Origin of the sequence: Rhodococcus sp. Ni2, from assembly GCF_021352185.1 — a bacterium.
Classification (GTDB): domain Bacteria; phylum Actinomycetota; class Actinomycetes; order Mycobacteriales; family Mycobacteriaceae; genus Rhodococcus_F; species Rhodococcus_F qingshengii.
Window position 1 is genome coordinate 365,602 of the sequence record NZ_WOXZ01000002.1, and the last position, 24,237, is coordinate 389,838.

The window sequence follows — 24,237 nt, forward strand, 5'->3', positions numbered from 1 at the left end:
TGTGCGCCTTTATTAACCGCCGGCGGTTAATAAAGGCGCACAGCAGTTAGTTGTTCGGCGCATCCGCGACCTTGATGTCGAAGTTCGCACTTTCACCGTCAACGCTGGTCACGGTAGCTGTGACGTCGTATTCGGTGCCCTGCTCGGTCAGGACGCACGTGATCGATGCGCCGACTTCGGCGTCGAGGTTCTCCGGACACGTCACGTCGTCGGGTGGCTCGCCGATCTTCTCGGCTAGTTGAGTGGAGATCTGACTTGCGACTTCGGACTTGTCCACTTGCGGCGTCCCGACGCTTGCCGAGCAAGCTCCCGTGGCCAATGCCGCCGAGAGTAAGACGATTCCCACTGCAGGCCTCTTTGTCATGTGAACTCCCAGGGTGCGCCGGTGCTCGCTGCTGCCACCTCAGGGATTACCGCATTCGGGACTGTTTCAACCGAGTTGCGCGACGCAGTTTTGCGAGGTCAGCGTCGGCGGACCGTCAAGTTGAAGCCTTCGGGCATCAGGGTGAGCCGTTCGGCTACCTTCAACTCGTAGTCCGGATCGGCCTCGATCGTGTATTTCTGCAAGATGGTGCCCAACACGAGGACCGCTTCGTGAATAGCGAATTGTCTTCCGATGCAGGCGCGTTCACCGGTTCCGAACGGCTTGTACACGTGCGCCGGCCTGGCTTTGATGTTGGCGGGCAGGAAGCGATCCGGATCGAACGCCTCGGGATCGTTGCCCCACACCGGATCACGATGAAGTGAGGGGATGAGCACGAGCATCCAATCGCCCTTCTTCATCGGATACTTGCCGACGAGCGTCGTGTCTTCGAGCGCCGCGCGCCCGTAGGCGGGAGCGGTCGGCCACAGACGCAATGATTCGTCGAGGACGCGTCGTACGTATCGAAGTTTCGCGATCTTCTCGAAGGCGGGCTCCTCGCCCTCCCATACCTTGTCGACCTCGGCTTGCGCCTTGGCCAGCACGTCAGGGTTTCGTGACAGGTAGTACAGCGCGAACGACAATGCGCCGGAGGTCGTTTCGTGTCCGGCGACGAGGAAGGTCACGACCTGATGGCGGATGTTCAGTTCGTCGATACGGTTGGGATCGTTCTCGCGTGCCGCCCGCAGCATCAGTTCGAGAAGATCTTCGGGCCCCGGTTCGGTACTTGTCCGCCGGGCACGGATCACTTCGTCCACAACCTCGGCCATGTACGCCTTGCGGACCTCGTCACGTTGATCGGCGCGACGTGCGAGCACTCGCCCGAGGGCGGTCGACTTCAGGAACGTCGTGCGCTGCGAATGGGAGAGTGCGCCGACCATTGCCTTGACGAACGGATGCTGTTCTTCACGTTCGAAGGAGTCGAACGAGTAGCTGAATCCAGTGCGTCCGATGGTCTCCAGCGTCAGCTTGGTCATGTCTGCGGAGACGTCGATGGGGGAGTCACTTTCACGACTGTCCCAATGGTCGACCAACTCGCCGGCCACGTCGAGCATGGTGCGGTGGTACGAGCGCATCGCAGTCTGGCTGAACGCCGGTGCCAGGAGATTGTGCGCCTTGCCCCAGTTGGGTTCGTGGTTGTACGCCGTGAACAGGCCGTCGCCGCCGATTCCGCGGAGTGCTTTGACTCCAGGTGCAAGGTGCTTCGCGAACCGGGACTCGTCGGACAGTTCTGCCACCATGTCCGCGCCCGAGGCGAAGACGAAGCGATTTCCCAGGACATTTCTCTCGAAGATCGGGCCGAGTTCGCGGCCGATGCTCACGGAGTTCTGCAGCGGTGTCCGGATATTGATCCCGAGAACGTCCCCGAGGACCGGCAGGCGCCACGCCGGATGCGGTATCCGAGCATCGGTCGTCGCCTCTGGAGTGGTGTCGACGCTCATTGTGTGTCCCCCGGGGTGAGATCGCTTACTGAATTGATGTCTAGTACGCAAAGTACGCCTTACTGAATCGGTGTCAAGTAGTAATCTGACTTGCCTATGGTCGCACCACGAAAACGCCTGGACCGAGAGCAGCGGCGCACGCAGTTGCTCGACATCGGCGCGCAACTTTTTGCCGATCGCTCGTACGAGGATGTGTGGATCGAAGAGGTCGCCGAGATTGCGGGCGTCTCGCGCGGGTTGATGTACCACTATTTTCCGACCAAGCGAGACTTCTTCGCCGCAATCGTCGAGCGCGAATCGCAGCACCTGCTCGAGGTGACCGCACCCGATGCGACGCTACCGGTGCGCGAACAGGTGGCAGCCGGGTTGGACGCCTACTTCGCGTACGTGAAGTCGCACAGCAGGGGAGTGCGCGCCATCAACGTCGGGACGCTCTCGGCCGAGGCCGGTATCCGGGCGATTGTCGAGCGCGAACTCGAACAGCAGCAGATTCGAATCCTCGATGCACTGGGATTCGAGGGCGAAAGAAGACAGCTCGCTGCCGTTGCAGTTCGGGGATGGATCGCGTTCGTCCGAGCTGTCTGCCTCGACTGGCTCGATCAACCTTCCATACCGCAGGAAGAGTTGAGAGTGATCTGTCTGCGGACCCTCTCCGGAGCGTTGGGCATCGACCTCGAAACGTGAAATGCCGACCGCGCGGGAGCGGCCGGCATTTCCACGGACAAGTCTGATCAGTCGAGCGTCGAATAGAGATCGTCCCAGCCCTTGGCGACGTACATGTTGGTGTAGATGGACCCGTAGTACGTACTTCCTTGCAGAACGGTGACGTTCCCGGCCTGCACAGCCGGAAGTCTTTGCCACAACTTGGTGTCCGAGAGTTGTTCGAAGGTGGTGTCATTGCTGTCTGTGACAGAAACCATGAACGCGTCGCAGCCTTGCAGACGATCCATCTCTTCGATGCTCAGTCGTCCCTGATTGTCGAAACCGGTTGTGTTCAATGTTCTTCCGCCGATATCGGCGAGCGTCATGTCGGTGGGTTGACGATTCTTCTTTCCCGTTTCCTCCGACACGGGCAGGCTGTCGATGTAGATCGTGGCCTTGTCCGGACTGTAGGACAAGCTTGCGACGGTTTTGCCCGCGATCGCGGAAGCGTGTCGAGTGCGAATGTCGGTGATCAGAGCGTCATAGTCGGTGATCAGGCGATCCATGGTGGGTGTTCGGCCCAGCCAATCGGAGAGCTGGGTCAGGTTCTCCCGCCACGTCTGCTTCGATTCGGTCGTCAGGACAGGAGCGATGCCTTGGAGCTTTGCAGCGGGCCAGTACTCGTTGTCGGCGTTGACGCAGATGATGAGATCGGGTGCGAGTCCGAGGATCTGCTCCAGATTGGGCTTGTCGCTGAGGTATTCGGCCGAGCCGTCGGCGGGAACCCACTTGGTGACGGGCGAGATGTTGTATCCGAACACCGGTAGTTCCAGGGCAATGGCGAGCTCGAGGTCAGTTCGGGCGTCGACGGCCAAGACCCGCTTGGGGTTGGTAGGTATGTCGTAGGTCCCCAACGGCGTGGTGACGGTGCGCATTTGAGCGTCATCATCGGCCCCTGAACCGTCGCTGGAACTGCAGGACGACAGAATAGTTGCGACTGCTGCCATCCCGGCTCCGATGCCGAATTGGCGACGGGTAAGTGCGTCGACTAGCTCTTGCCAGACGCGTTCGTCCGGCACGGTAGGTGTGTTGGTCAGCATTTTTTCGATACCCTTCGGTCTGAGTCCGTATCGATCGTAGGGTTGGCGATACCAGATCACCTATATCGAAAACCGCCTGATATTAGTCGATTTCGGCCATGGTCCGTGACTTTCGGGTGATGGCGGCGCCGAAGGCTGCAGCGAGCGGGAACATCAGAACGCCGTACACCGCGGCCGGCACTGCCAATTGCACGTTGTCGAGGAGACTGACGGCGATGGTGATCGCCAACGTGCTGTTGTGGATGCCGATTTCCATGGAACTGGCGATGGCCTGACGATCCTCGATGCCGAATATCCGGGGAACGACGTAACCGATCGAGAGGCTCAGTAGGCAGAACAAGGCAGCGACGACGCCGATGTCGACGAGATAGTCCGCGATGTTCTCGCGCTCGGAAACAACCGTTCCGACGATCACCAGTGCCAGAACCACCGCGGATCCGATGCGGACGGGCTTGTCCATGCGCTCGGCAAAGGCGCTCGAGCGCAATCGAACCCACATTCCGAGGGCGACAGGAATCAGTACGACGGCAAAGACCTGAAGTACCTTCGTGAACTGCAGTCCGAGGGTGCCGTCCGCGTCCTCGGGTTCGAAGTAGCCCAACGCGAAGTTGGTGATGAGCGGAAGGGTGACCACCGCTATCACCGAATTGACCGCAGTGAGTGTCACATTGAGAGCGACATCGCCGCGGAACAGATGGCTGAACAGGTTTGCCGTGGTGCCGCCCGGTGATGCGGCGAGGAGCATCATGCCGACAGCGAGCAGTGGGTCGAGGTCGAACAACGTGACCAGACCGAAGGCCGCGGCCGGGAGCAACAACAACTGACAGATCAGGGCAATCGAGACGGCTTTCGGCGCTTTTGCCACGCGGGCAAAATCTCCGACCGTCAAGGAAAGCCCGAGGCCGAACATGATGATGGCGAGTGCGGCGGGTAGGCCGACGGAGGTGAGTGCAGAGTCCATGAGTTAGTGGCTACTTCCAGTCACTGGGGGAATTTCACTGAAACTACCGTGATGCCCGGATCTGCGTGGCAGTTTGGATACATTGATGTATCGAACCGTGACGGCGTCGGTGAGCAGGGTTATCGTCGAATTATGTGCCGAAACATCACTGAACTTCGTGGACTCGAGCCCGCTGCTACGCCGGAGGAGATCGAAGCGGCCTCTCGCCAATACGTACGTAAGGTGAGCGGAATAGCCAAGGTGTCCGACGCGAACCGAGACGCCTTCGAACAGGCGGTGCGTGAGGTGACCGAAACGACGACGCGCCTGCTCAGTGCGTTGCCGCCTCGCAGACAGCCACCTCAGACCGTCCCTCCGTTGCGTCGCCCGGAAGTACAGGCTCGGATCGCTGCTCGTTCGTCCTGACCCGAGTGGATCTCACAGATATCGACGTATGGGACGTCGAAGCCTTGGATCAACTGTCTGCTGGGTTGGAAGGCGTTCTGGTCGCTCACCGCGTTCGCGACATCCGTCGACGGCTGGATACGCTGCGCAAAGAGGCCGTCGCCGACGACTTGCATATTCGTCAGGATGGAACCGTCTCTGCCGTTGCGCCCATCGCCGACGGTCACCCGCTCCACGTGCACGCCCAGTTGCTCGAGGTCGCAGTTCGAGAACTGATCGGTGAGGCACTGCTGGTCAGCGCGGATCTTCATCATGCGTTGTCTCTGCGGTCTCAGGTCGGCACCGACCTCCGCGACAAAGCTGTGCGTGTGGGGGAGGAGTGGCGAGCGTTCAGCCCTGATCGGCAGCGTCAGATGTTGCGTCATGCACCAGGCCTGATCGCCAACCTCGACGGCATTCCTGCTGCGATTCGCAGCCCGGCCAACCTCGATCGAATTCAATCGGAACGAGCACGGCTGCAAGATGATTCAGTCCGAATATCGCAAGAACTTCACCGCGAGTTCTTCGGCGGCAGACTGAGTAACACCGGGGCGGGCCAGTGGTACGCCGAACGCAAACTCGAGGATCTGGACGCGCTCGACGAGTTGTTTCGCGCCGAACCTGATCGACGGTTACTGCTCATGGACATGCGCTCGGGCGAACGAGGCTTCGCTGCAATTGCGATCGGTGATCCGGACACAGCGGATCACATCTCCGTGACGATTCCCGGACTGAACACCAACGTCAAGGACTCGATGCGCGGAATGGTCGGAGAGGCAACGCGATTACGAGCCGAGGCGATGCGGCAACTCGAACTGGCCGGCCGAAAGGAAAGCGTGGCCACCATCGCCTGGATCGGATATGACGCGCCACAGGTGATCGGGCCGGGAAAGTTCGACATCGGTCGGGCCAGCTTCGACGTCAGTCGATCGTCCAAAGCAGGCATAGCCGCCGACGCATTGGGTAGCTTTTTTCACGGTCTTCGTGCCGCGTCGGTCAACGACGGAGTCCATATCACCGCGTTGGGCCACTCCTACGGATCCCTCGCGACTTCTCTTGCGCTGCAACGCGGGGCAAGCGCAGCGGTCGACGACGTGGTGTTCTACGGTTCACCCGGGGTGCGAGCCAAGGTGGAGTCGGACCTCGGTATCGCCGACCGCCACGTCTACGTCATGAAAGCGGAAGGCGACAGTATCGCGGGGTTCGGCCGTTTCGGTGGCGATCCGACGCGCACCGAGTTCCATCGGTTGTCCACGGCCGAGGGGATCACCCCGGATGGAGTGAAACACGAGCGGGCGTTCGGGCATGCGGAGTACGCGAGGACAGGGGACAACGGAGAACTGCGGATGTCGGGATACAACCTCGCGGTTGTGGTTGCCGGACTGCCGGAGTTGGCCGTTATGGCCTGACCTGCTGACTTACAGTGGCACTCATGCGTCTGAGGCATTCGGCCAGGGGGTTGGTCGTTGACGACCAGTCCCGTCTTCTGCTTTACCGACTCATCGCGCCCGGGGGTGGGCTGACGGTCTGGTGTCCTCCGGGCGGAGGCTTGGAAGGAGACGAAACCCCGTCCGAGGCGCTCGCGCGCGAATTGGACGAGGAGATCGGCTTGCGCGACTACGGCGCAGCCACCCATGTGTGGCATGAGGAGATCCGTGACCCGGCGATATTGCCGGGTTGGGGCGGTGCGATCAACGACTACTTCCTCGTGCCGGTGGCGACCGTATTCGAGCCCTGTGGGTCGTTGGGGCGCGAAGCGCTGGCCGCCGAGCTGGTCGAGCACTCCGAGTGGTGGAGCGTTGACCGCCTTTTGTCACACAGTGGTCGAGAAGTGTTCGGGCCACGCGATTTACCCGACCGGTTTGCACGCCTGGTCAAGGATGGGCCATCGAGTGCGCCGGATCGATTTGTTCGGTCGCCGTGAGGGATGCGAGGTAGCGATTGAAAACGAACATTTCGGCATCGAAACACGGCTACGCTGGGGTTATGGAGCACTACGTGCGTAAGGACCCCATCCCGTACGCTTCTACGGCTGCGCCGGTCAGTTCTCACAACCGGTTGGCAAGGACGGCCCAAAAATTGTGGATGGCTCTTCGAGGGATGATGGGGGATCGGAAGGCGAGTCGGTATACCTCGCTCGCTGCGCGGCATCCCGACGGATCACGCACCGCTGTAACATCTTTCAACAGTAGTGGTGGTGGGAAATAGGTATCGGTATACAACACTGCCCGGTGTTCGTCGAATTCTCGACGAACACCGGGCAGTGACGCACTACTCGAACTGGGGTCAGCGGAGGTACTGTCCGCACACCGGCCACGCGCCGGCGCCCTGACCGGCAAGGACGTTTTCAGCAACGCGGACCTGTTCTGCCTGGCTGGCGTTGGCGGCGCTGCCCGCTCCGCCGTAGGCCTCCCACGTGCTCTGGCTGAACTGGAGTCCGCCGTAGTAGCCGTTTCCGGTGTTCGCGGCCCAGTTGCCCGAAGATTCGCATTCTGCGACACCCGACCAGTCGTGGGTGGCTGCGGATGCGGTGCCTGCGCTCAATCCGAGGGCTCCGGCTGCGAGGGCTCCGGCTGCGGCGACAGAGGCAAGTGCACGGGTAACGGTGGTCTTGGTCATTTTTGGTAAATCCTCTCGAGTCCCGCCGACGGAGGACGGTGACCGTCTCAGCTCCGCTCCCACCACTAGGAATGTTGTCGAGTCCGAACCGCGGGGTGGGACGGGCGGTGGCGATTCGGTAATGCCCGGTTGATCGGGCTGTCACCAACCATAAGAGATGATTACGGATTGGTCACGGGTCGGCGTGTCGACACATGTATGTGCAACAGAAATGCATCAAAGAGTGTTTTCCCAGGTCGCATGGCGATATGCCACCTCTCCCGGCGTTACATAAACGAGATGAAATGTGATGCAAGTCACCTGAAACGTGCCTCGGCGGCGTCGATATGCGGCGAATGTGACACTCGATCAGCCCGGTTTGTCGGCTTTTCGACCCGGTTTTCAGTCGTGCTGGAACCCATGTCCAGCCGTGATCTGTTGTCGACCGACCGGCCCGATTTACCTGTAGGGCAGCAGAATTGACAACGAATAACGCGCCGCTGGCTCAGACGAGATTCTTGCTCGCCTTGATCCGGCGGCGAATGTCGCGCATCTGAATGGTGTTGCCGGCCTGACGAACGGAGCGTGGGATGAACCTGTTGACGAACGACACGAAAATGAAGAGGTGTTCGAACCGGCGGCGGTCGTCTTCGGTCCACTCGAGATCGAGTTGGTCGCGGTAGATCGGTGGAAGGAATCCGACCGTCAGGAACCGCAACAAGTTTCGGAACACCAGGCGTATCGGCCACGCGATCATCTGTAGGTTGACCAAGTCGATCAGGTACTGCTTGGTGCGTTCGTCGATGACGACGCGTTCGCAACCGAGGTTCCAGTAGCGCTCGAAGTCGGCACGTGTGGCCGGCCACATCTCTTCGGTGACCTGCAGCGTCGTTCCCAAAGTTGACGCGGACTTGTAGAACGACTCCGCCTGTTCTTCGGACATCTTGCCGTGCAGCAACTGATGACTGTCCTCGAAACCGATGAACAGGCATGCAGCAACCCATAATTGGAGTTCGCGATTGAAGGCGTTGTACTTGACCGGGCTGTTTGAATCCGACTTCACATGTCGGTGCACCGAGTTCACGGCCTCGCGGTAAGCCTTTCGCTCTTCCTCGTCACCCAGGATCGCGACCGTCAGGTACTGCGTCGTGGTTCGTGCACGCTTCCACGGATGCGCTGTCAGAGCACCCGATTCGACCTTGCTCTCCATGACGCCGTACGCCACCTCGGGCCAACCGAGTTGCAGGATGACGTTGGCAGCGGCTCCGGCGAACGACCAGAAATCGAGTGCGTCGGTGATGTGTGCGGGCTTACGTGCCCACCGTCTACGCTCGGCCGTGATGGTGATGCGTGTCTGATCGGTGCGAAGCGACGACTCGGACTTTTCCGAATCCAGGTAGTGAGTGGGCATGGATCTTCCTCCGCGTGTGGTGAGTTACTTGGTCTCGACGTTGCTCACGAGCCACCGGTCGCCCGAGCGGACCAGGGACACGACCATGCGGTACTTCTGTGTGTTTCCCTCTGGCGCTGCGACATTCTTGGCTTGTTGGTCGACGAACACGAGCAACTTGGCCGACGAATTGTCCAGCGATTCGATACCGACGTCTGTCGCCGTCGCGCTCGCCTGGCCTTGGCCCCCGGCAACGACTTCGCGAAGTGAATCGACCATTGTTCGGTAGGTGCCGGCAAACTCGTCGGTCGACATCGAGGCAATGCTGTCTTTGTTGGCATCGAGGTTCTGATAGTCGAAGGAGGACATGATGGTCGAGTAATCCCGCGCGGTGTCCAAAGCCTCCTGCCGCAGCGTGTCTTCCTGATTCGCCGAGTACATCTGGAATCCGAGCACCACCAACGCGGCGACCAGCGCTACCGCTATTAGTGAGATCAGTGCGTTGCGTGGCTCCTTCAGGCGGCGAAGTAGCGACGGAGAAGTCGGATGTTCGGCCACCTCGGCTTCTGCCTCGTCGAGTAGTGCGTTGTCACCGTGTGCCATTTCCCAGTCCTTCCAACATCAATCTCCAGTAGTTCAGGGCGTCGACTCCGGTCGGGACGAGAATCGGATCTGCGACGACGGGCGGTCCGATCGGAGTGCCCGGGACGGTCGAGTTCTGCAAACCGAGGTCGTTCGGACGCGGAGCATTCTGTGCTCCGCGTTGGACGAGGTCGTCGGCGGGGGGACAGTACATCGCCAGACTCGGACTGGTGGGAGACAGATCGCCGACCTCACGCCGAGGGGTGTCGTAGTTGCAGACCGGCCCCTGGGTCGCAACCAAGGCAAAGTCGGCTCGATCGCCTTTGACGATGGATGCCAGTTTGGCGAGACCTTCAGGAATCGTGACAAGTCCGGTTTCCAGGGCGTCTGTGCGGTCGGAGATGATCGGTGCGACAGTGACGAGGTTGGCCAGGACCGCTCCGAAAGTGTTGTGGTACTTGTCGAACAACTGTTGAGCGCTGTTCAGGGCGGCGGGCGAATGATCGGTGAGGTAGATCAGCACCGGCGCGTTGGATTCGAGTTGTTCGGTGAAGTTCTTGGCAGCTGACATTCCCCGGACGAACGAATCCGATTGTGTCGCCATGGAGTCCACCAACGTGGAGGTTCGCGACAGCAGCGCAGCGAGTTCGGCCGACTGGTCGTTCAACTGCGCCGACATGGTCCCACCGTTGTCGATCATCGTCGCCAAGCTCGGGCCGAGCCCGTTGAACGAATTCCCCAGCTCGGTCCCGATGTCGCTGATCGCTTGTGGATCAATCCCTTCCAGGACACCGGACGCCTGAAGCATCAACTGGCTCATCTGGACCGGTTGCTGATCCGCGGGCATGGCGATCTCGTCGCCGTCCCTAAGATACGGGCCGTGGTCTGTGTTGGGGTAGATGTCGACATTCTGAATTCCGGCTGCGGTCCCCATCGTCACCTTGGCGACGCTGTCGGTAGGTATCTCGGTGTTGTCGTTGAGTGAGAGTTCCACCCGAGCCGTGCGGGTGCCTGCGTCGAGTTCGACTTCACTCACTTTCCCCACCTGTACGCCGCGATACGTGACGACCGTGCCCTTGGTCAGTCCGAAGGCGTCGGACATGTTGGCGTGCAGCCGGATTTGACCCCCGAAACCCTGAGGGCCGACCACGTAGACGATCCCGAAAGGGATGACCACAGCAGCGATCAGAGCGAACAGGACAAGTTGAACAAGCGCAAGGCGACTCAACGCGGACCTCCCTGAAGTAGATCGGTGAGAGTTCCCGCTGGTGCGATCGATTGACCGGCCATACCGCCGCTCCAGAGCTTGTCGATCGTTCCCGGAATATCCAGGGCGCCGTCGAAAACGAGGTAGTCACCCTGCACTGCACCGGTGAAGTTTTCGAGCAACCCGTTCATGTTCGTCAGCGTCTGGCCGATCTCCGAGTTGAACGAATCCAGAGTCCCGACAACGGTCGACGCATCGTGCAGCATCGCGTCGAGGCCGTTGGGAGACGAGTCGAGAATGGTGTTTGCGTTGGTGGCGAGCTGAACGGTCGAGTTCAACAGGCTCGCAATCTGATCCTTCTGTCCCACGAGAATCGACACCACCTGTGGAACGGAATCGAGGTAGTTGTCGACAACTACGCGTTGGCCGGCCAGTTGGGAGGAGACCCGGGCAGCGAGGTCGACGGCCTCGTCGAACTCGCTGCGGTGACTGCTTGCCTCTGCCATGAGCGAGGTGAGGGTCTCGGTCAGAGAACGAACTTCACCGAAGCGCCCGGAAAACGCGGTGTTCAGCTCGCGCACCACGGTATCGAGTTGGTCGATGCCGCTTCCGGTCAGAACCGTGCCGAGGGTGGCAAGCGCACTTTCGACCTGCGGACCGATCTCGGTGCGAGACTCCGGAATTGTGTCTCCGTCGCTGAGCGTGGAGCCGGACGGAACTTCCGGCACCAAGAGTCTGATGAACGGATTGCCAAGTGCGGACGGGAGTTCGACGGAAGCTTCGACGTTGTCGGGCAATGGCGTCGCGGCGTCCAGACTCAGAGTCACATCGGCTCCGACGACATCGGCTGACAGCGCGGATACTCGACCGATGACTTTCTGGCCGCTGCGGACGTCTGCTCCCAACACCAGGCCGTCGGCGCCGGCCAGCTGCAGCGCCACGTTGTACGCGTCACCGTCGGCCGAACGACCGAGGGGTAGGTCTTGAATGCCTGCGCTACAGCCGCCGAAGGCGAACACGGCCGCAGAACCCACACCGATGATCGCGATACCGGCGATTATTCGAACTGATTGCCGCGTCAATTGCCACCTCCGGGGACGGCTCCGCCGGAAATCGCGGAGGCGATGCCGAGCGGATCAGAAGTGCTGAGGGGGAAGGAAATCGGATTCGTGAACCCGGCTCCGGTGCAGATCGGCAACTTGTAGGTGTCGCACAGCGGTTTCGCCACCGCGAACTGAGTCAATGCAGTCGAGACGTTGAGCCGAATGCGCCCGCGCTGATCAGGACCGATTGTCTGGGAGAGGTTCTGCATCATCAACGGCACCAGGTCCATGAACTCGGCGAGGCCGGGTTCTTTGGCAGCCAGAGTGTCACCGAGAACTCGCACGTTGTCGGCTATGGCACCGACATCATCGCCGTGAGTTGTCATGAAACTGTTCAACTGGTCGAAGACCACCTGCAGATCCTGCAGAGGCTGTGAGATGTCCATGTTCTGGCTCGCCCATTGATCACCCAGGACGCCGAGGTCGCCGACAAGTTCGTCGAGGCTGACCTGCCGTGCGTCCAGAGCATTCATCAAAGTGTTGAGATTGTCGACAAGGGCACCGATGTCTTCCGACCGAGCGCCGACAACTCCGGTTGCTGTGCTGAGGTTGCGAATTGCGGTGTTGAATTGATCGCCCTGGCCCTGCCACCCGGCGGCGCCGCGGCTCACGAGATCGCCGAGATTGCCCCCATCCCCGGCAAATGCGTCGGCCAAAGTGCTGACGCTTCCCATCAAGCCGTCGAAATCTATGGGGGAGTGGGCACGTTCGATCGGAATCTGGTCGCCGTCTTTCAGTGTCTCTCCGCCGGTGTACGCCGGGCCGAGTTCGATGTGTCGATCGCTGATCACCGATGGATTGAGGACATAGGCCGAGGCGTCGGCGGGCAGGTCCACGGAGTCGGGCATCGACATCGCTACTCGAACAGAAGTTCCGCGAGGTTCCACCGACGTGACCGTCCCGACGCCGACTCCGAGGACGGTGACCTTGCTTCCCTCGTAGATTCCGCCGACGTAGCTGAAATCGGCGTAGACGGTCTTGGACTGATCTGTTCGTCCGAATATGTACCAACCGGGCAGGGCGATCGCCAAGGTCACTACCAGCATGGCCGTGACGGCTTTTCGTGTATTCACTTGCAGCCCTCCATGATGCCGAGCGCGCAGAGCAGATTGTCCGGGATCACGGCCGCCGGCGCGTTGACGTCGGTCCAATTGCCGGTGCCGGTTGAATCGGTGACCGAACGCAGCGCGGAAGGAAGACGAGTCAACAGCAGGTCGATCTGATCTGCGTTGTTCTTCAGCGTGGTGGTGACCGCGACGAGGTTGTCGGTCATGGCTCCGAACTCGTCCTGACGATCGACGAAAGTGGTGGAGAGCTTCGAGATGATGATTGTCAGGTTGTCGACCAGCTGAGTCAGTGCGTCCTTGCGCATCGCAAGAGTTCGAACGATCGTCTGAGCATTGGCCGCAGTACCGACGATCGAATCGGTTTGTGCCGCAGCCATGTCCGACAGCTCACGAGACATGATGAGAATCTGGTCGATCCGTTCACTGTTCTGCGCGAAAGCCGCCGAGGCGCCGCTGATTCCGGCCAGAGCCCGGCCCACCTGATCGGAATCAGTGGGAATCGCCTGCGAAAGGGTGTTCATCATGGACTCCATCGCCTGTAGGTCGACGCCTGTTGCCGCAGTGGTGGCATCACTGCTGACGTCGTCGAGGCTGTACGGCACGGTTGTGCGGGAGAGCGGGATGACCCGCGCCTCGGAGTCGTCGACCACTCCGGCCGGCACGATCTCCAGGTAGCGCTTGCCGAGGACCGTCTTGAGCCTGACCGTCGCCGTGCTCTGGTTTCCCAAAGGCTGGTCCTTGTCCAAGCGGAAGTTGACGACGACGTGGTCGCCGGCAAGGTCGATCGAATCCACTCGGCCCGCGGGAACCCCGGCCACGTAAACCGGATCGGTGTCGGAAAGCCCGCTGGCATTGGCTAACTCGGCTGTGTATGCCGACGTGCGTACGTTGTACCAGAGCTTCGGAATGCCCAAGGCGGCGCCGAGTCCCACCACCAGAACGAGGATTCCGAGACTGCCCAGGGCGAGAGCGGTGCCGCTACCGCTGCGACGGCGATCCCCTTTGAACAGGAAGAGCACGATGCCGACGAACACGTCGATCAGCTTGACCAGGAACATCATGAGCACACCGGCGAGTGTGTCGGACCGAAGATGTTGGCTTCCATATCGCCTGCCTTCAGAGTGAAATTGCACAGATACAGGCTGATGAAACTTCCGTAACTTCCGATCCGGTTGGCGGCGTCGGCGAACTGGGGAAGGTTGACGAGAAGTCTGTTGAACTCGTCGGTGCTCGCAATCCAACTCCCGGTGACACTTTCGAGTTGTTGCACGGTCTGACCGAATGCGCCGTTCGACCCGGCCATGATCTGAGCCAACGACGAGACAGTGCGGTTTCCCTGATCCAAGAGCGAGACCAGTTGATCGTTCTGCCCGACGACGGAAGTACTCAGATCGTTCAAACCGTCCAACAGACCGACCAATTCGGGTTGACGCTCGTCGACGGAGGTGAGAAGAGTGTTCATGTTCGTGAGTAGTTGCGCGAAGACGTCCTGACGGTCGACCAGGCCGGAACTCATGGTCGCGATCTGGTCGAGCAGGGTGGTCATTGCCTGGCCCTGGCCGTTGAAGGTTTCGACAAAACTTCGCGTGAGCGTGTTGACCTGCTCGGGCTGCAGCGCGGCGAACAACGGTTTGAACCCGTTCATCAGGGCCGTCAAGTTGATCGGCGGTGTTGTCTGCGCCAGCGGTATCGTGTCACCTGGTTCGAGCTGTCGTGCGGATACCGTTGTTGCGCTGTCGTCTTGCGTCAGTGCCAGATATCGAGCACCGAGCATGTCGCCGTAGCGCACGGCGGCACGGACATCCGACTCGAGGGAATATCGCGACTCGATTTCGACGTCGACGATCGCCTTGCTCGTCCCGCCTCCGTTGTCGGCGAACGCAACCGAGTCCACGCGGCCGATACGCACACCCGACATGGTGACCGGGTTGCCCGGGTTGAGTCCTTCGACGTCGGTGAACTCGAACGAGTACGAATCGGTGCTTCCGCGAACCGGGACCGACAACGTGTTCGCCACGAACGACGCGCAGGCGACGCCGGTGAGACAGAAGAGTGACAACCGAATTACCTGGCCAGGACGGACCTTCACGGGACGGTCACCTCGTTACCTCTGACCATCGGCCCCAACATCAGTGTTGTTGCCGGGTTGGGGGTATCCGAGGGTTCCGGCGATCCGCCCAGTAGTTGATCTTCGAGGTACCGCAGGGGGGCCGCTTCGGCTACGCCGCCGACGACCGGGGCACTGACGGGTTGTTCAGGCGTCAGGTTGGAGCCCGAACACTGTGCTCCGCGCGAGTCACCGTACTGCGGGCAATCATCACCCGTGTATGGGAGCGGTTCGGCGAACGTGGCAACTGCTGTGATGTCGAACTTTCCGGTGGCGAAGACCCGAGCGCCCGCGGCGCCGAACGTACTGGCATTCGCGAGGGTGGAACGCAGTCCTCCGGGATTGGCCGCGGTGGTTGCGAGTATCTTTCCGGCGGAATCGATCACAGTGATGATGTTTCGGTTGTTCGCCCCGACAAAATCGTCGACGGTAGCGGCGAAGACTGCGGCCGCGCCGATCGAGGACTCGAGATTCGCTCTGTTGGCGACCATGTCGTTCGAGACGGTTGTGGCGGCTGCCAAGGTATCGAGAATGTCGGGGGTCGCACGGTCCAACGCGTCGACGACCGACTTGAATTCGGGTGTCGATTCGAGGAATTGGTGTGCGGCGGGTGTCAGTACGCCGGACGCGGCACTGAGATTGTCTATCGTGGTACCGATCTCGGCTCCGTTTCCGTCGAGCGCCTGGCCCAGCGCAGTCAGGGCTGTCTGCAACTTCTCGGGCTGCATCGCAGTGAGGACGCCCACCAACTTGGTGTACACGTCGTAGAGCGCAACGGCTTCGGGACCGTCGTCCATGTGGATCTCGTCTCCGTCCGCCAGAGTCGTCTGGCCCTGCTCATTCGGACTGTCCACGAGCTGCATGTAGATGTCGCCGAAGAACGTGCGTGGAACAACGCGAGCCACCACGTCAGCGGGAATCTTCGACGCGTCATCGGTCTGAATCTGCAACTGCACAACGGATTCGGCGGTTCCTGATTCGATTTCGCCGATTCGGCCGACGTTGACGCCGTGGTACCGAACCGGAGCTTCACCGCTGATGAGACCGGCTGTGGCTGGAACAGCGACGAAGATGTCGGTGCTCTGCTCGAGATTTCCCGAACCGCGTAGAACCATTGTCACGGCGGCGGCGACGGCTACGACTATGGCGATCGCGCCGCGAAGGGCGTACACGATCTTCGTGCGTGTAGTGAGTCTGTCCACGGCTCAGACCCCCATTCCCGGGATCTGGGGCACGAGGCCCCACAGCGCGAAAGTCATCAGTACGTCGAGGATTCCGATCGCGAGGATCGCAGTCCGGAGCGCGCGCCCGGCCGCTTGCCCGACGCCGGCCGGACCACCGGAGGCATAGTAGCCGTACGCGCAGTGAACCAGCGCGACAACAGCGGCGAACACCACGGCCTTGAGACCCGAGTACAGGAGATCCTGCGGAGAGATCGCCAGATGGAAGAAGTAGTCGTAAGTACCGGCCGATGCGCCGTTGAAGAACACGACGACCAGTCGGGTCGAGAGGTAACTGGCCAGGAGTCCGATCATGTAGATCGGGATGACACAGATCATGGCAGCGATCACCCGGGTACCCGCGAGGAAGGGGATCGATCGGATCGCCATCGAGTCCAGCGCGTCGATTTCGTCGGAGATACGCATGGCCCCGATCTGGGCGGTGAAACCCGTTCCGACCTTGGCGGCCAACGCGATCGCGACGACAACAGGGGCCAGTTCACGGGTGTTGGCAACCGCGGACAGCATGCCGGAGAGCGAGGTCATCCCGACAAGCTCGAGGCCCCGGTGGGTCTCGACGCCCAACATCATCGCCGCGGCCAGCGACATCGCGAAGACGATCCCGATGGTGCCGCCGCCGGACAACAAGGAATTCGTGCCGAAGCTGACCTCGCTGATCTGACCGAGTACATGCTTGCGGTACTTGGTGAGCGCAAAGGGGATCGATGCGATAGTGCGGACGTAGAAAGTGACGTGCTGACCGAGGGAGACGAGGCCGTCGCCCGCGGTTCGCAGGGGTCTGCTCGCTTGACGTGCTCGAACACGGAGATCGACGAGCGACATCAGAATTCACCGACTGCCGGGACGATTACGGTGTAGAGCGCGGACAACACTGTGTTCACGATGAAGACGAGCGCGAACGCGATGACCACGGCTTCGTTGACTGCGTCGGCAACGCCGCGTGGGCCACCTTTTGCATGTAGACCTTTGAAGGTGGCGACCAAAGTCGAAGCGATGCCGAAGACCGCAGCCTTCACCAAAGCCATGACGAAGTCGGAAGATCGCCCGTACTGACTGAACGTTGCCATGAACGTTCCGGCCGGAAGATGCTGGACGTAGATGTGGTACAGGTAGCACGCGATCACACCGCCGAAGGTGACCATCGAACACAGTGCAAGGGAGACGATCACTGCCGCAACCAATCTCGGTGCGACGAGGCGCTCGATCACGTCGATGCCCATCACTTCCATCGCGTCGATCTCTTCCCTGATCTTTCGTGAACCCAAATCCGTGCAGATCGCCGATCCTGCGACACCGGCCATCATCAACGCGCACACCAGCGCCGCGGCCTGACCGACGATGATGAAAGCTACGACAGCTCCGGAATATCCACCGGCTCCGATCCGGCCGGCCAGTTCACCGACCGAGACGGCGATGAATACACCGATCGGAATCATGAGAAGCAGCGACGGGCCGGTGCTGACGCGACCGATGAACAGGGTCTGAGTAACCGTCTCGTGCAATGAGAGTCGTCTGCGCAGGATTGCCGTGAACAGGCCGAAGAGTGCCTGAACCGAGAATCCGATCAGATAGCCCCCCTGTAACGCTACGTCTCGCACCGGGCCCTTCGCGGCTGGCAGCTCGTACGTCATCTAATTGAATTCCTTTGCAGATCAACAGTGTTCGGCGCGGAGTTCGAACTGTTCGAGCGCTGGCGGTCGAGCGAACTGCCTGTGAAGCATCTCACACATATATGTGTCCAAGCAAGCATTATGTGAACCGAAATTCTCGTCGAACTGTCAGCCCTGTTGACCGAGTTTCCTTCATTGACGTGGAGATATCGGAACTGTTCATATCGACATCCTGTGTATGTTTACGAATATTCCGAATCTGCCAGTCGGATTGCTTCGTGGATGCGGGCTGGATGCTTCGAGCGGTGACCCTACCCACTGCTGGTGGCCACAGGCAACGTTTTGTTAACGAAGATTCTCGGTGGAAGCAACGGGGGAGGTGGCGAAGGGCGAGTGGTGTGTTCTGATCAAAGTCAGCGTTACCTGCATGTATGAAACTCTAGACGCGCGATGTGCTGAAATCGGTGTACGAGTTTTCAGAATCATGCTTATGCTGATTCTCGTCTGATGAGCAGGCGGATCGAAGTGCTTTGTGCGTGAGGGCTGGAGAGTGGGGTACACGGTGAGCCTGAACGATCAGTTCGTCGACGCGCAGACGTCGAATGGGATTGTTCGGCAGCCGAGGTCCGACTCCGTCAAGAGGCGACCGAAGGACCGCAAGGCGCAGATCGCGGCAGCAGCGGCAATCGCGTTCAGTGAGCGCGGATATCCTGCTGTCAGTGTCGACGACATCGCGTCGGCGGTCGGTATTTCGGGTTCGGCGCTCTATCGGCACTTTCCGAACAAGTACGCGATGTTCCGCCACGCGGCACTGGAGTTGACCGGAGCGCTCGCCAGTGCCCTCGATGCCGTTTCGGTTGCGCCTGCGGCAACCGATGCGCAGCGGTTGCGCGAAGATCTGATTGCAGTGATACGAACGACGATCCGCAATCGGCGTACGGCCGGAATCTATCGTTGGGAGAGCCGGTTTCTCGACACCGATGATCGGAAATCCGTTCGAGCGCAAGCCAGTACGGTCAATCGCCGAGTAGCCCGGTATCTTTCGCGCTCCGAACCCGCGATGACGGCGAGGGACGAGACCCTTGTCGTGGCAGCGATGTTCAGCGTCATCGGCAGTATCACCGCCCATAACCTGTTGCTGCCCCAGCGAGCGATGGAGAAGGTTCTGCTCGACGCGTGTCTGGCGATAGATCAAGGTGAGGGTGCAATCACCGCTAGCCGCTTGGAGCAGTCCTCGTTACCTCGAACCGTGACCACGAACAAACGTGAACGTCTCTTGCAGGAAGCCGTGCGCCTCTTCGACTCTCGCGGGTATCACGACGTCAGCATCGAAGAGATCGCCGCGGCCGCCGGCTTGAACGCATCCGGTATGTACCGCTACTTTCCCAGCAAGGCAGAGCTTCTCGGCGCCGTGTTCTATCGAGCTGCAGATCGCTTGGACTTGGCGACGGCAGCGGTCTTCGACTCCGCGACTTCGCACGAACAAGTGCTCCGGTCACTGTCGGCGATGTACGTGGAGTTGTCGTTTGCACAGCACGAATTGATGTCGGTCTACTTCTCCGAGATGAACAACCTTCTGCCGAGTCATCGAAGCGATCTGAAGAATCGCCAGAAGCTTTACGTGGTCGAATGGGCGCGAGTGCTCGGCGAGATTCGTCCTGAGCTGTCGGCAGTAGAGGCGAAGTTCGTAGTTCACGCTGCGCTCAACCTGGTCCCGGATGTCGGCCGCATGATGAAGTTCGACGCTGCCGCAGAGAACGCGGCCATGTTGCAGGTGTTCATGTCGGCAGTACTGTTCGGCCGTCGGGCTTCGGCCGCCTGAAGCGTGTCGGTGAGTGTGCGTAGTCTGGCCCACTATGAGCGAAGTCGTGTCACTGGCAGCTGCCCGTCGCATAGCGCTTGCCGCTCAGGGATTCGGCAAATCGCATCCCACGACGGTGACGCGTCGCAATCTGGTCGGCGTGATGGACCGGCTGCAGGTGCTGCAGATCGACTCGGTCAATGTCTTCGAACGCAGTCACTACCTACCCGTTTATGCGCGATTGGGCGCATACGACAAATCCAGACTCGATCAGCTTGCCTTCGCCCCCGGTTCGGGATACCTCGAATACTGGGGCCACGAAGCAACGTTCTTGCCGGTGGACATGTGGCCGTTGTTCCGTTGGCGGATGGACCAGTTTCGCGCCAAAGCGTTGAGTGACAAGGACGGGTGGGCTTCCGATCGGAGTGTCTTCCTCGATTGGTTGCGGCAGGAGTTGCGCGACAACGGTCCGATGGCGGCGAGCGAGATCGAACACGAGGCGAACACACGGCGCGGTCCGTGGTGGGGGTGGTCCGACGTGAAGGTCGGGCTGGAGACGCTGTTCCGTTGGGGCGAGGTGGTCTCGGCGGGGCGCGCCGGTTTCGAGCGTCGTTACGGCCTGGCCGAGCAGATGCTTGCACCCGAGATACTCGACGCACACGTCGAGCGGTCGGAGGCGATACGCGAACTGGTGCTGCGGGGTGTGAAGGCACACGGTCTCGGCACCCTCGACGACATCGCCGACTACTTTCGTCTGCCCAGCGCAGAAGCACGAACGGCATTGCAGGAACTCGAAGATGCCGGCAGTGTGCGCCGGGTGTCCGTCGACGGCTGGGAGCGTCGAGGCAAGGCAAGGGAGGTGTGGATCGATCCGCGAGCGAAGCGTCCCAGGTCCATCCGTGCGGATGCGCTGTTGTCACCCTTCGACCCGGTAGTGTGGGCACGCGATCGAGCGTTGCGGCTCTTCGACTTTCACTACCGGATCGAGATCTACACTCCGGCGCACAAGCGAGTTCACGGATACTACGTGCTCCCGGTGTTGATCGACGACAAGATCTGCGCCCGAGTCGATCTGAAGAACGACCGTCAGAACCGTCGACTGCTTGTCCGCGCGGCGTGGGCCGAACCCACCGCGGACGCCGACACTGCGCCGCGGTTGGCGGAACTCCTTCGGAGAACTGCGCGTTGGCAGGGCTGCGACACCATCGAGGTGGAGAACAAAGGCACGTTGTCTCAGCAGTTGGCCGCCGCCATGAGGTGAGCCTTCAAGGCCGCGAGGGAGATTGTCATTCGGGAACGGTTATCCGCCCGTCGATTGCGGCCCTGCTGATGGAATTTCTCAATGCGGAACAACTTCCGGATCGAATTCTCGGCGGTTCAGCATCGTCGCGGTACTCCAAACATGCCGTGCGCGAATCTGATCGCCACTGGGTCGACGTGTGATGCCAGCTGTTCTTCTCCACGAGGACGTATGTTCCGCACCGCTCGCAGTCCAGCGGTTCCATGGTCACTGCCCTACTCCTGCGGCGGCCCTGCGTGCGATGTTGTCAGCGACTTCCTGCTTCCACACTTCGATGGGTTTGCTTGTGTCCATCTCGAATTCGAAACGGTCGACCATGTCCGGGGTGATGTCGGCGACGTCTACGTAGAACTGTTCGTACCAACGGCGTAGTTGGTAGACCGGGCCGTCCTCGGTGCAGAGCAGTGGATTGTCGATACGGGTCTTGTTCTTCCATATCTCGATGTCCTGTTCGAATCCGACGCCGATGTACCCGATCATTGCGTCGACAAGTTGATCGGCGAACTCGGCGGGCATCTCTGCGGACTTCTGGACGGTAATGCCGTACATGAGTACGAATTTGTTCGGGCTCACCGGGTAGTGGCAGTTGATCAGCACCGAATCGGTCGTGAAGTTCTCGTAGACGTAGCGCAAGTCGTCGATCATGAACGACGGTCCGTGGTAGGCCGCTGTCGAAAGATTCGACACCAACTTCGGTACGTCGGGGTCGGTCCAGGTCACGATGTCGTCGCGGTTGATGCCGCTCTGCTCCTGGATGGCGACGTGTCCTTCGAAGACGTTCTTGAAATAGGTGGGGAACGAGAAGTGCACGTAGAAGAAGTGCGCCATGTCAACGACGTTGTCGACGATTTCTCGGCAGTTCGTATCGATGACTATCGACTTCCAGACCCAATCGGTCCACTCGTGCTCCGCAGACTTGATGATCGGTATGGCGACTTCGGCAGGAGGCGGATTGCCTTCGGGGTCGTGCCAGACGAAGAGCAGCCCGTCTTGTTCGAGCGCAGTCCAAGCGCGGGTCTTGGCAAGCGGGGGGACACGTCGAGCATAGGGAATCGCGGTGCACTTACCGTTGCCTCCCCACCTCCAGTCGTGGAAGGGGCACGCGATCGAATCGCCCTTGACCGTGCCCTGACTCAGGTCGCCGCCCATGTGACGGCAGTACGCGTCGAGGATCTTCAGTTCGCCATGCGAGTCGGAGAAGACGACCAGTTTGGTACCGAAAGCTTCGACGGAATGCGGGTTCCCGTCGCTGTAGTCCTTGGCGAGGCCGAGGCAGTGCCATCCGCGGGCAAATCGAGTGGGAGGTTCTCCCTGGTCGATGATGCGAACCTCTTCCGATTCATTGACATCCGCAATTGTCATGTTCTTCCTTTCGTGAGTGCACCCGGTGGGCTGGACCGAGCGACGTTGTACGACAGTCGAAGGGGGGTAAATCTCTGGGCAAGTCACATACGCTGCGACGAGATGTTGCCGCCGTCGACAACCAATTCCGTTGCGGTGATGTAACTTGCTTCGTCGGACAGCAGGAAGCGGACAGCGTGTGCGATTTCCTCCGGGCGACCGAGCCTGCCGAGGAGGATGCGTCGTTCGAATGCCCCGTCACCCAATGCGTCTACGGTCGGCTGAAGCAGAGGGGTCAGAATCTGTCCGGGAGAGACGCAGTTGATCCGAATGCCGTCCGGGCCCAGTCGGTCCGCCAGCGATCGGACCATCGACAACATCCCACCCTTTGCAGCGGAGTAGACAGGGTTGATTGCATTGCCCAAAGTTGCGTTGATCGAAGCGATTCCGACTATTGCCGAACCGGGATTGGCCGTGAAATCAGGCATCAACTGTTGAACCAACAGGATGAGCGGACGTAGATGGGTGTTGATACCCGTCTCCCACACGTCGAGCGTCACTCCTTCGAGGGATCCGATATCGACGACCCCGGCGGAGTGAACAAGTCCGCCGATGGAGGGAAGTGAGGAACGGGTTGTGGCCAATGCGGCCGCGTAGTCGTCCGCTCTCGTGAGATCGATTCCCACTCCGATGGCGTCGATGCCGAATTCGGAGGAGATCACGGCTGCCTGATCGACCGCTTTTGCCTCGTCGATATCCCAGAGAGCGACTGGTCGTCGGATCGCCGCGAGCGCGCGGGCGGAGGCCAATCCGATTCCGGATGCGCCGCCGGTGATGATCACGCCTGTCGACGGGGATGAAGCATTCATGTGTCCTCCTGATTTTGAAGCGTTCTGCTCGGCGCCGCATGATCTGATGGGCTCCGGTCATCACTGTGACGAGGGATGGATTCGGGCTCAACGAACATGACCGATCATCGGTATAGGTGCTGGTGAGAGCCCATGCAGATGCATCTCCCGCTGCGTGGGAAACGTACTGGCGTCGTGTGTCCACGGAAGCTCAGATGGGCGGAACGAATGTTGGCTGCCGAAGCGGCGGGCCACCGGAACGGAGACATCGATGTTGGTCGGACCGATCACCGAAGAGTCCATCCCCATGTCAACTCTCGACAGACTGTCGGTGGTGGTGGACTGCTTTCGTGACGCGCCTCGGCTGACATTGGGGGAGGTCGCGCGCCGAACCGGGATTCCGCGATCGTCCGTGCACCGGATGCTACTGAAACTCGTGAGGATGAACTGGCTACGCCGCGAAGGACTCGAGTACGAGATAGGCGACAAGCTAGGAGATCTGGGCGCGCTCTCGCTGTATCGAAACAAAGTGGATCGAGTGGTTACGCCCCTACTTCAGCAATTGCATTTCGTGACTGGACACGCCGTGCACCTCGGGGTGTTGGAAGGAAACCATGTGCGCTACATCCAGAAGATCGGGAGCCTGATGGTCCCCGACCTTCAGACTCGCGTCGGCTCACGTATCCCAGCGCAAGCGTCGACCATCGGGAAGTCACTGTTGAGCGCCGGCAACAGATCGGTGGCATCGTCGCACAACGCCAATGACGTTCGCCAACACGCAGTTGCGTTCGGAATCTGCAATTCCGGGATGGGCTGTATCGGCGCGCGAATCGGGGTGCTCGACCACATGCCAGTAGGTCTCTCGATTTGTGGGCCCTTGATTCGCGGCACGATAGACAAGAGGAACGCCGCTCCCGTACAGATGGCGGCAGCAGCGATCTCGCAGTATTTCGGAATGATCGACGGGTTCGAGCAGGAGAAGACGGGATAGTCCGACAAACGCAAAGAGTGCGCCTCCCCCCACTACGCGTAAAGCGCAGTGGGGGAGACGCA

General features: G+C 60.4%; 23 protein-coding genes and 1 pseudogene. 7 read left to right on the forward strand and 17 right to left on the reverse strand.

What is annotated here, in order from left to right; all coding sequences use genetic code 11:
• Nucleotides 1-46: 46 nt before the first annotated feature.
• Together GN300_RS15305 and GN300_RS15310 are read right to left on the reverse strand one after the other, a co-directional pair.
• Entirely contained in the window at nt 47-364 is a 318-nt protein-coding gene (locus tag GN300_RS15305; RefSeq protein WP_232329980.1) for a DUF4333 domain-containing protein, read from the reverse strand.
• A gap of 98 nt (nt 365-462) precedes the next feature.
• The gene (locus GN300_RS15310; RefSeq protein WP_007734205.1) at nt 463-1,863 is read right to left on the reverse strand and encodes a cytochrome P450; all 1,401 of its coding nucleotides are present in this window, start codon (nt 1,861-1,863) and stop codon (nt 463-465) included.
• 96 nt (nt 1,864-1,959) lie between these two features.
• On the opposite strand from GN300_RS15310, the gene GN300_RS15315 reads away from it, so the two are divergent.
• On the forward strand, nt 1,960-2,547 hold the full coding sequence (locus GN300_RS15315) for a TetR/AcrR family transcriptional regulator (protein ID WP_003945528.1): 588 nt from the start codon (nt 1,960-1,962) through the stop codon (nt 2,545-2,547).
• A gap of 47 nt (nt 2,548-2,594) precedes the next feature.
• Here GN300_RS15315 and GN300_RS15320 read toward each other — a convergent pair whose 3' ends face one another.
• Nucleotides 2,595-3,605: an ABC transporter substrate-binding protein gene (locus tag GN300_RS15320; protein ID WP_063315157.1), complete on the reverse strand. Its 1,011-nt coding sequence runs from the start codon at nt 3,603-3,605 to the stop codon at nt 2,595-2,597.
• Between the two features lie 82 nt (nt 3,606-3,687).
• Complete coding sequence (locus GN300_RS15325) at nt 3,688-4,566, reverse strand: bile acid:sodium symporter family protein (protein WP_003945620.1); 879 nt, start codon at nt 4,564-4,566, stop codon at nt 3,688-3,690.
• A 132-nt stretch (nt 4,567-4,698) separates the two neighbouring features.
• Here GN300_RS15325 and GN300_RS15330 point away from each other — a divergent pair, with 132 nt between their 5' ends.
• From GN300_RS15330 to GN300_RS15340, 3 genes are read left to right on the forward strand one after another with little or no spacing between them, the layout of a single operon-like run.
• Nucleotides 4,699-4,971: a DUF2277 domain-containing protein gene (locus GN300_RS15330; protein ID WP_003945457.1), complete on the forward strand. Its 273-nt coding sequence runs from the start codon at nt 4,699-4,701 to the stop codon at nt 4,969-4,971.
• 5 nt (nt 4,972-4,976) lie between these two features.
• Nucleotides 4,977-6,398, forward strand: coding sequence for an alpha/beta hydrolase (locus tag GN300_RS15335; RefSeq protein ID WP_042449462.1), 1,422 nt, complete (start codon nt 4,977-4,979; stop codon nt 6,396-6,398).
• Between the two features lie 23 nt (nt 6,399-6,421).
• Complete coding sequence (locus tag GN300_RS15340) at nt 6,422-6,913, forward strand: NUDIX domain-containing protein (protein ID WP_082845696.1); 492 nt, start codon at nt 6,422-6,424, stop codon at nt 6,911-6,913.
• Between the two features lie 368 nt (nt 6,914-7,281).
• On the opposite strand, the pseudogene GN300_RS15345 reads toward GN300_RS15340, so the two are convergent.
• From GN300_RS15345 to GN300_RS15395, 11 genes and pseudogenes are all read right to left on the reverse strand, one after another.
• Nucleotides 7,282-7,608, reverse strand: a pseudogene (locus GN300_RS15345) (transglycosylase family protein); the annotation flags it as partial.
• Between the two features lie 484 nt (nt 7,609-8,092).
• On the reverse strand, nt 8,093-8,998 hold the full coding sequence (locus GN300_RS15350) for an oxygenase MpaB family protein (RefSeq protein WP_003945519.1): 906 nt from the start codon (nt 8,996-8,998) through the stop codon (nt 8,093-8,095).
• A gap of 24 nt (nt 8,999-9,022) precedes the next feature.
• Entirely contained in the window at nt 9,023-9,580 is a 558-nt protein-coding gene (locus GN300_RS15355; protein ID WP_063315012.1) for a hypothetical protein, read from the reverse strand.
• A complete protein-coding gene (locus GN300_RS15360; RefSeq protein WP_063315011.1) occupies nt 9,567-10,787 on the reverse strand; it encodes an MlaD family protein in 1,221 nt (406 codons plus the stop codon). Before GN300_RS15360 ends, GN300_RS15355 begins: the two co-directional genes overlap by 14 nt.
• Nucleotides 10,784-11,848: an MCE family protein gene (locus GN300_RS15365; RefSeq protein WP_063315010.1), complete on the reverse strand. Its 1,065-nt coding sequence runs from the start codon at nt 11,846-11,848 to the stop codon at nt 10,784-10,786. Before GN300_RS15365 ends, GN300_RS15360 begins: the two co-directional genes overlap by 4 nt.
• Nucleotides 11,845-12,942 (reverse strand): MCE family protein, encoded by a 1,098-nt coding sequence (locus tag GN300_RS15370; RefSeq protein WP_003945762.1) that lies wholly within the window; start codon nt 12,940-12,942, stop codon nt 11,845-11,847. The genes GN300_RS15365 and GN300_RS15370 overlap by 4 nt, the downstream gene beginning before the upstream one ends.
• A complete protein-coding gene (locus GN300_RS15375; protein WP_063315156.1) occupies nt 12,939-13,994 on the reverse strand; it encodes an MCE family protein in 1,056 nt (351 codons plus the stop codon). Before GN300_RS15375 ends, GN300_RS15370 begins: the two co-directional genes overlap by 4 nt.
• Entirely contained in the window at nt 13,994-15,025 is a 1,032-nt protein-coding gene (locus GN300_RS15380) for an MCE family protein (protein WP_042449469.1), read from the reverse strand. The genes GN300_RS15375 and GN300_RS15380 overlap by 1 nt, the downstream gene beginning before the upstream one ends.
• A complete protein-coding gene (locus GN300_RS15385; protein WP_007734237.1) occupies nt 15,022-16,245 on the reverse strand; it encodes an MCE family protein in 1,224 nt (407 codons plus the stop codon). The genes GN300_RS15380 and GN300_RS15385 overlap by 4 nt, the downstream gene beginning before the upstream one ends.
• A gap of 3 nt (nt 16,246-16,248) precedes the next feature.
• Nucleotides 16,249-17,106, reverse strand: a complete 858-nt coding sequence (locus GN300_RS15390) for an ABC transporter permease (RefSeq protein ID WP_003945491.1) — start codon at nt 17,104-17,106, stop codon at nt 16,249-16,251.
• Nucleotides 17,106-17,915: an ABC transporter permease gene (locus GN300_RS15395; RefSeq protein WP_003945485.1), complete on the reverse strand. Its 810-nt coding sequence runs from the start codon at nt 17,913-17,915 to the stop codon at nt 17,106-17,108. The genes GN300_RS15390 and GN300_RS15395 overlap by 1 nt, the downstream gene beginning before the upstream one ends.
• Before the next feature lie 541 nt (nt 17,916-18,456).
• Here GN300_RS15395 and GN300_RS15400 point away from each other — a divergent pair.
• Both GN300_RS15400 and GN300_RS15405 read left to right on the forward strand, forming a co-directional pair.
• Nucleotides 18,457-19,716 (forward strand): TetR/AcrR family transcriptional regulator, encoded by a 1,260-nt coding sequence (locus GN300_RS15400; protein WP_233405648.1) that lies wholly within the window; start codon nt 18,457-18,459, stop codon nt 19,714-19,716.
• A gap of 34 nt (nt 19,717-19,750) precedes the next feature.
• Nucleotides 19,751-20,956: a winged helix-turn-helix domain-containing protein gene (locus GN300_RS15405; RefSeq protein WP_063315008.1), complete on the forward strand. Its 1,206-nt coding sequence runs from the start codon at nt 19,751-19,753 to the stop codon at nt 20,954-20,956.
• Nucleotides 20,957-21,202: 246 nt separating this feature from the next.
• Here GN300_RS15405 and GN300_RS15410 read toward each other — a convergent pair whose 3' ends face one another.
• Nucleotides 21,203-22,357, reverse strand: coding sequence for a Rieske 2Fe-2S domain-containing protein (locus GN300_RS15410; RefSeq protein WP_063315007.1), 1,155 nt, complete (start codon nt 22,355-22,357; stop codon nt 21,203-21,205).
• 83 nt (nt 22,358-22,440) lie between these two features.
• A complete protein-coding gene (locus GN300_RS15415; protein WP_007734247.1) occupies nt 22,441-23,205 on the reverse strand; it encodes an SDR family NAD(P)-dependent oxidoreductase in 765 nt (254 codons plus the stop codon).
• A gap of 250 nt (nt 23,206-23,455) precedes the next feature.
• Between GN300_RS15415 and GN300_RS15420 the strand changes: the two genes are divergently transcribed.
• Nucleotides 23,456-24,175, forward strand: a complete 720-nt coding sequence (locus GN300_RS15420; protein ID WP_042449480.1) for an IclR family transcriptional regulator — start codon at nt 23,456-23,458, stop codon at nt 24,173-24,175.
• The last annotated feature ends 62 nt before the right edge of the window (nt 24,176-24,237 follow it).

Bases quoted from the DNA above. Each gene is read 5' to 3' on its own strand.
- GN300_RS15305 (WP_232329980.1), bottom strand. From the start codon at position 364: ATGACAAAGAGGCCTGCAGTGGGAATCGTCTTACTCTCGGCGGCATTG.
- GN300_RS15310 (WP_007734205.1), bottom strand. From the start codon at position 1,863: ATGAGCGTCGACACCACTCCAGAGGCGACGACCGATGCTCGGATACCG.
- GN300_RS15315 (WP_003945528.1), top strand. From the start codon at position 1,960: ATGGTCGCACCACGAAAACGCCTGGACCGAGAGCAGCGGCGCACGCAG.
- GN300_RS15320 (WP_063315157.1), bottom strand. From the start codon at position 3,605: ATGCTGACCAACACACCTACCGTGCCGGACGAACGCGTCTGGCAAGAG.
- GN300_RS15325 (WP_003945620.1), bottom strand. From the start codon at position 4,566: ATGGACTCTGCACTCACCTCCGTCGGCCTACCCGCCGCACTCGCCATC.
- GN300_RS15330 (WP_003945457.1), top strand. From the start codon at position 4,699: ATGTGCCGAAACATCACTGAACTTCGTGGACTCGAGCCCGCTGCTACG.
- GN300_RS15340 (WP_082845696.1), top strand. From the start codon at position 6,422: ATGCGTCTGAGGCATTCGGCCAGGGGGTTGGTCGTTGACGACCAGTCC.
- GN300_RS15350 (WP_003945519.1), bottom strand. From the start codon at position 8,998: ATGCCCACTCACTACCTGGATTCGGAAAAGTCCGAGTCGTCGCTTCGC.
- GN300_RS15355 (WP_063315012.1), bottom strand. From the start codon at position 9,580: ATGGCACACGGTGACAACGCACTACTCGACGAGGCAGAAGCCGAGGTG.
- GN300_RS15375 (WP_063315156.1), bottom strand. From the start codon at position 13,994: ATGTTCCTGGTCAAGCTGATCGACGTGTTCGTCGGCATCGTGCTCTTC.
- GN300_RS15390 (WP_003945491.1), bottom strand. From the start codon at position 17,106: ATGTCGCTCGTCGATCTCCGTGTTCGAGCACGTCAAGCGAGCAGACCC.
- GN300_RS15395 (WP_003945485.1), bottom strand. From the start codon at position 17,915: ATGACGTACGAGCTGCCAGCCGCGAAGGGCCCGGTGCGAGACGTAGCG.
- GN300_RS15405 (WP_063315008.1), top strand. From the start codon at position 19,751: ATGAGCGAAGTCGTGTCACTGGCAGCTGCCCGTCGCATAGCGCTTGCC.
- GN300_RS15410 (WP_063315007.1), bottom strand. From the start codon at position 22,357: ATGACAATTGCGGATGTCAATGAATCGGAAGAGGTTCGCATCATCGAC.
- GN300_RS15415 (WP_007734247.1), bottom strand. From the start codon at position 23,205: ATGAATGCTTCATCCCCGTCGACAGGCGTGATCATCACCGGCGGCGCA.
- GN300_RS15420 (WP_042449480.1), top strand. From the start codon at position 23,456: ATGTTGGTCGGACCGATCACCGAAGAGTCCATCCCCATGTCAACTCTC.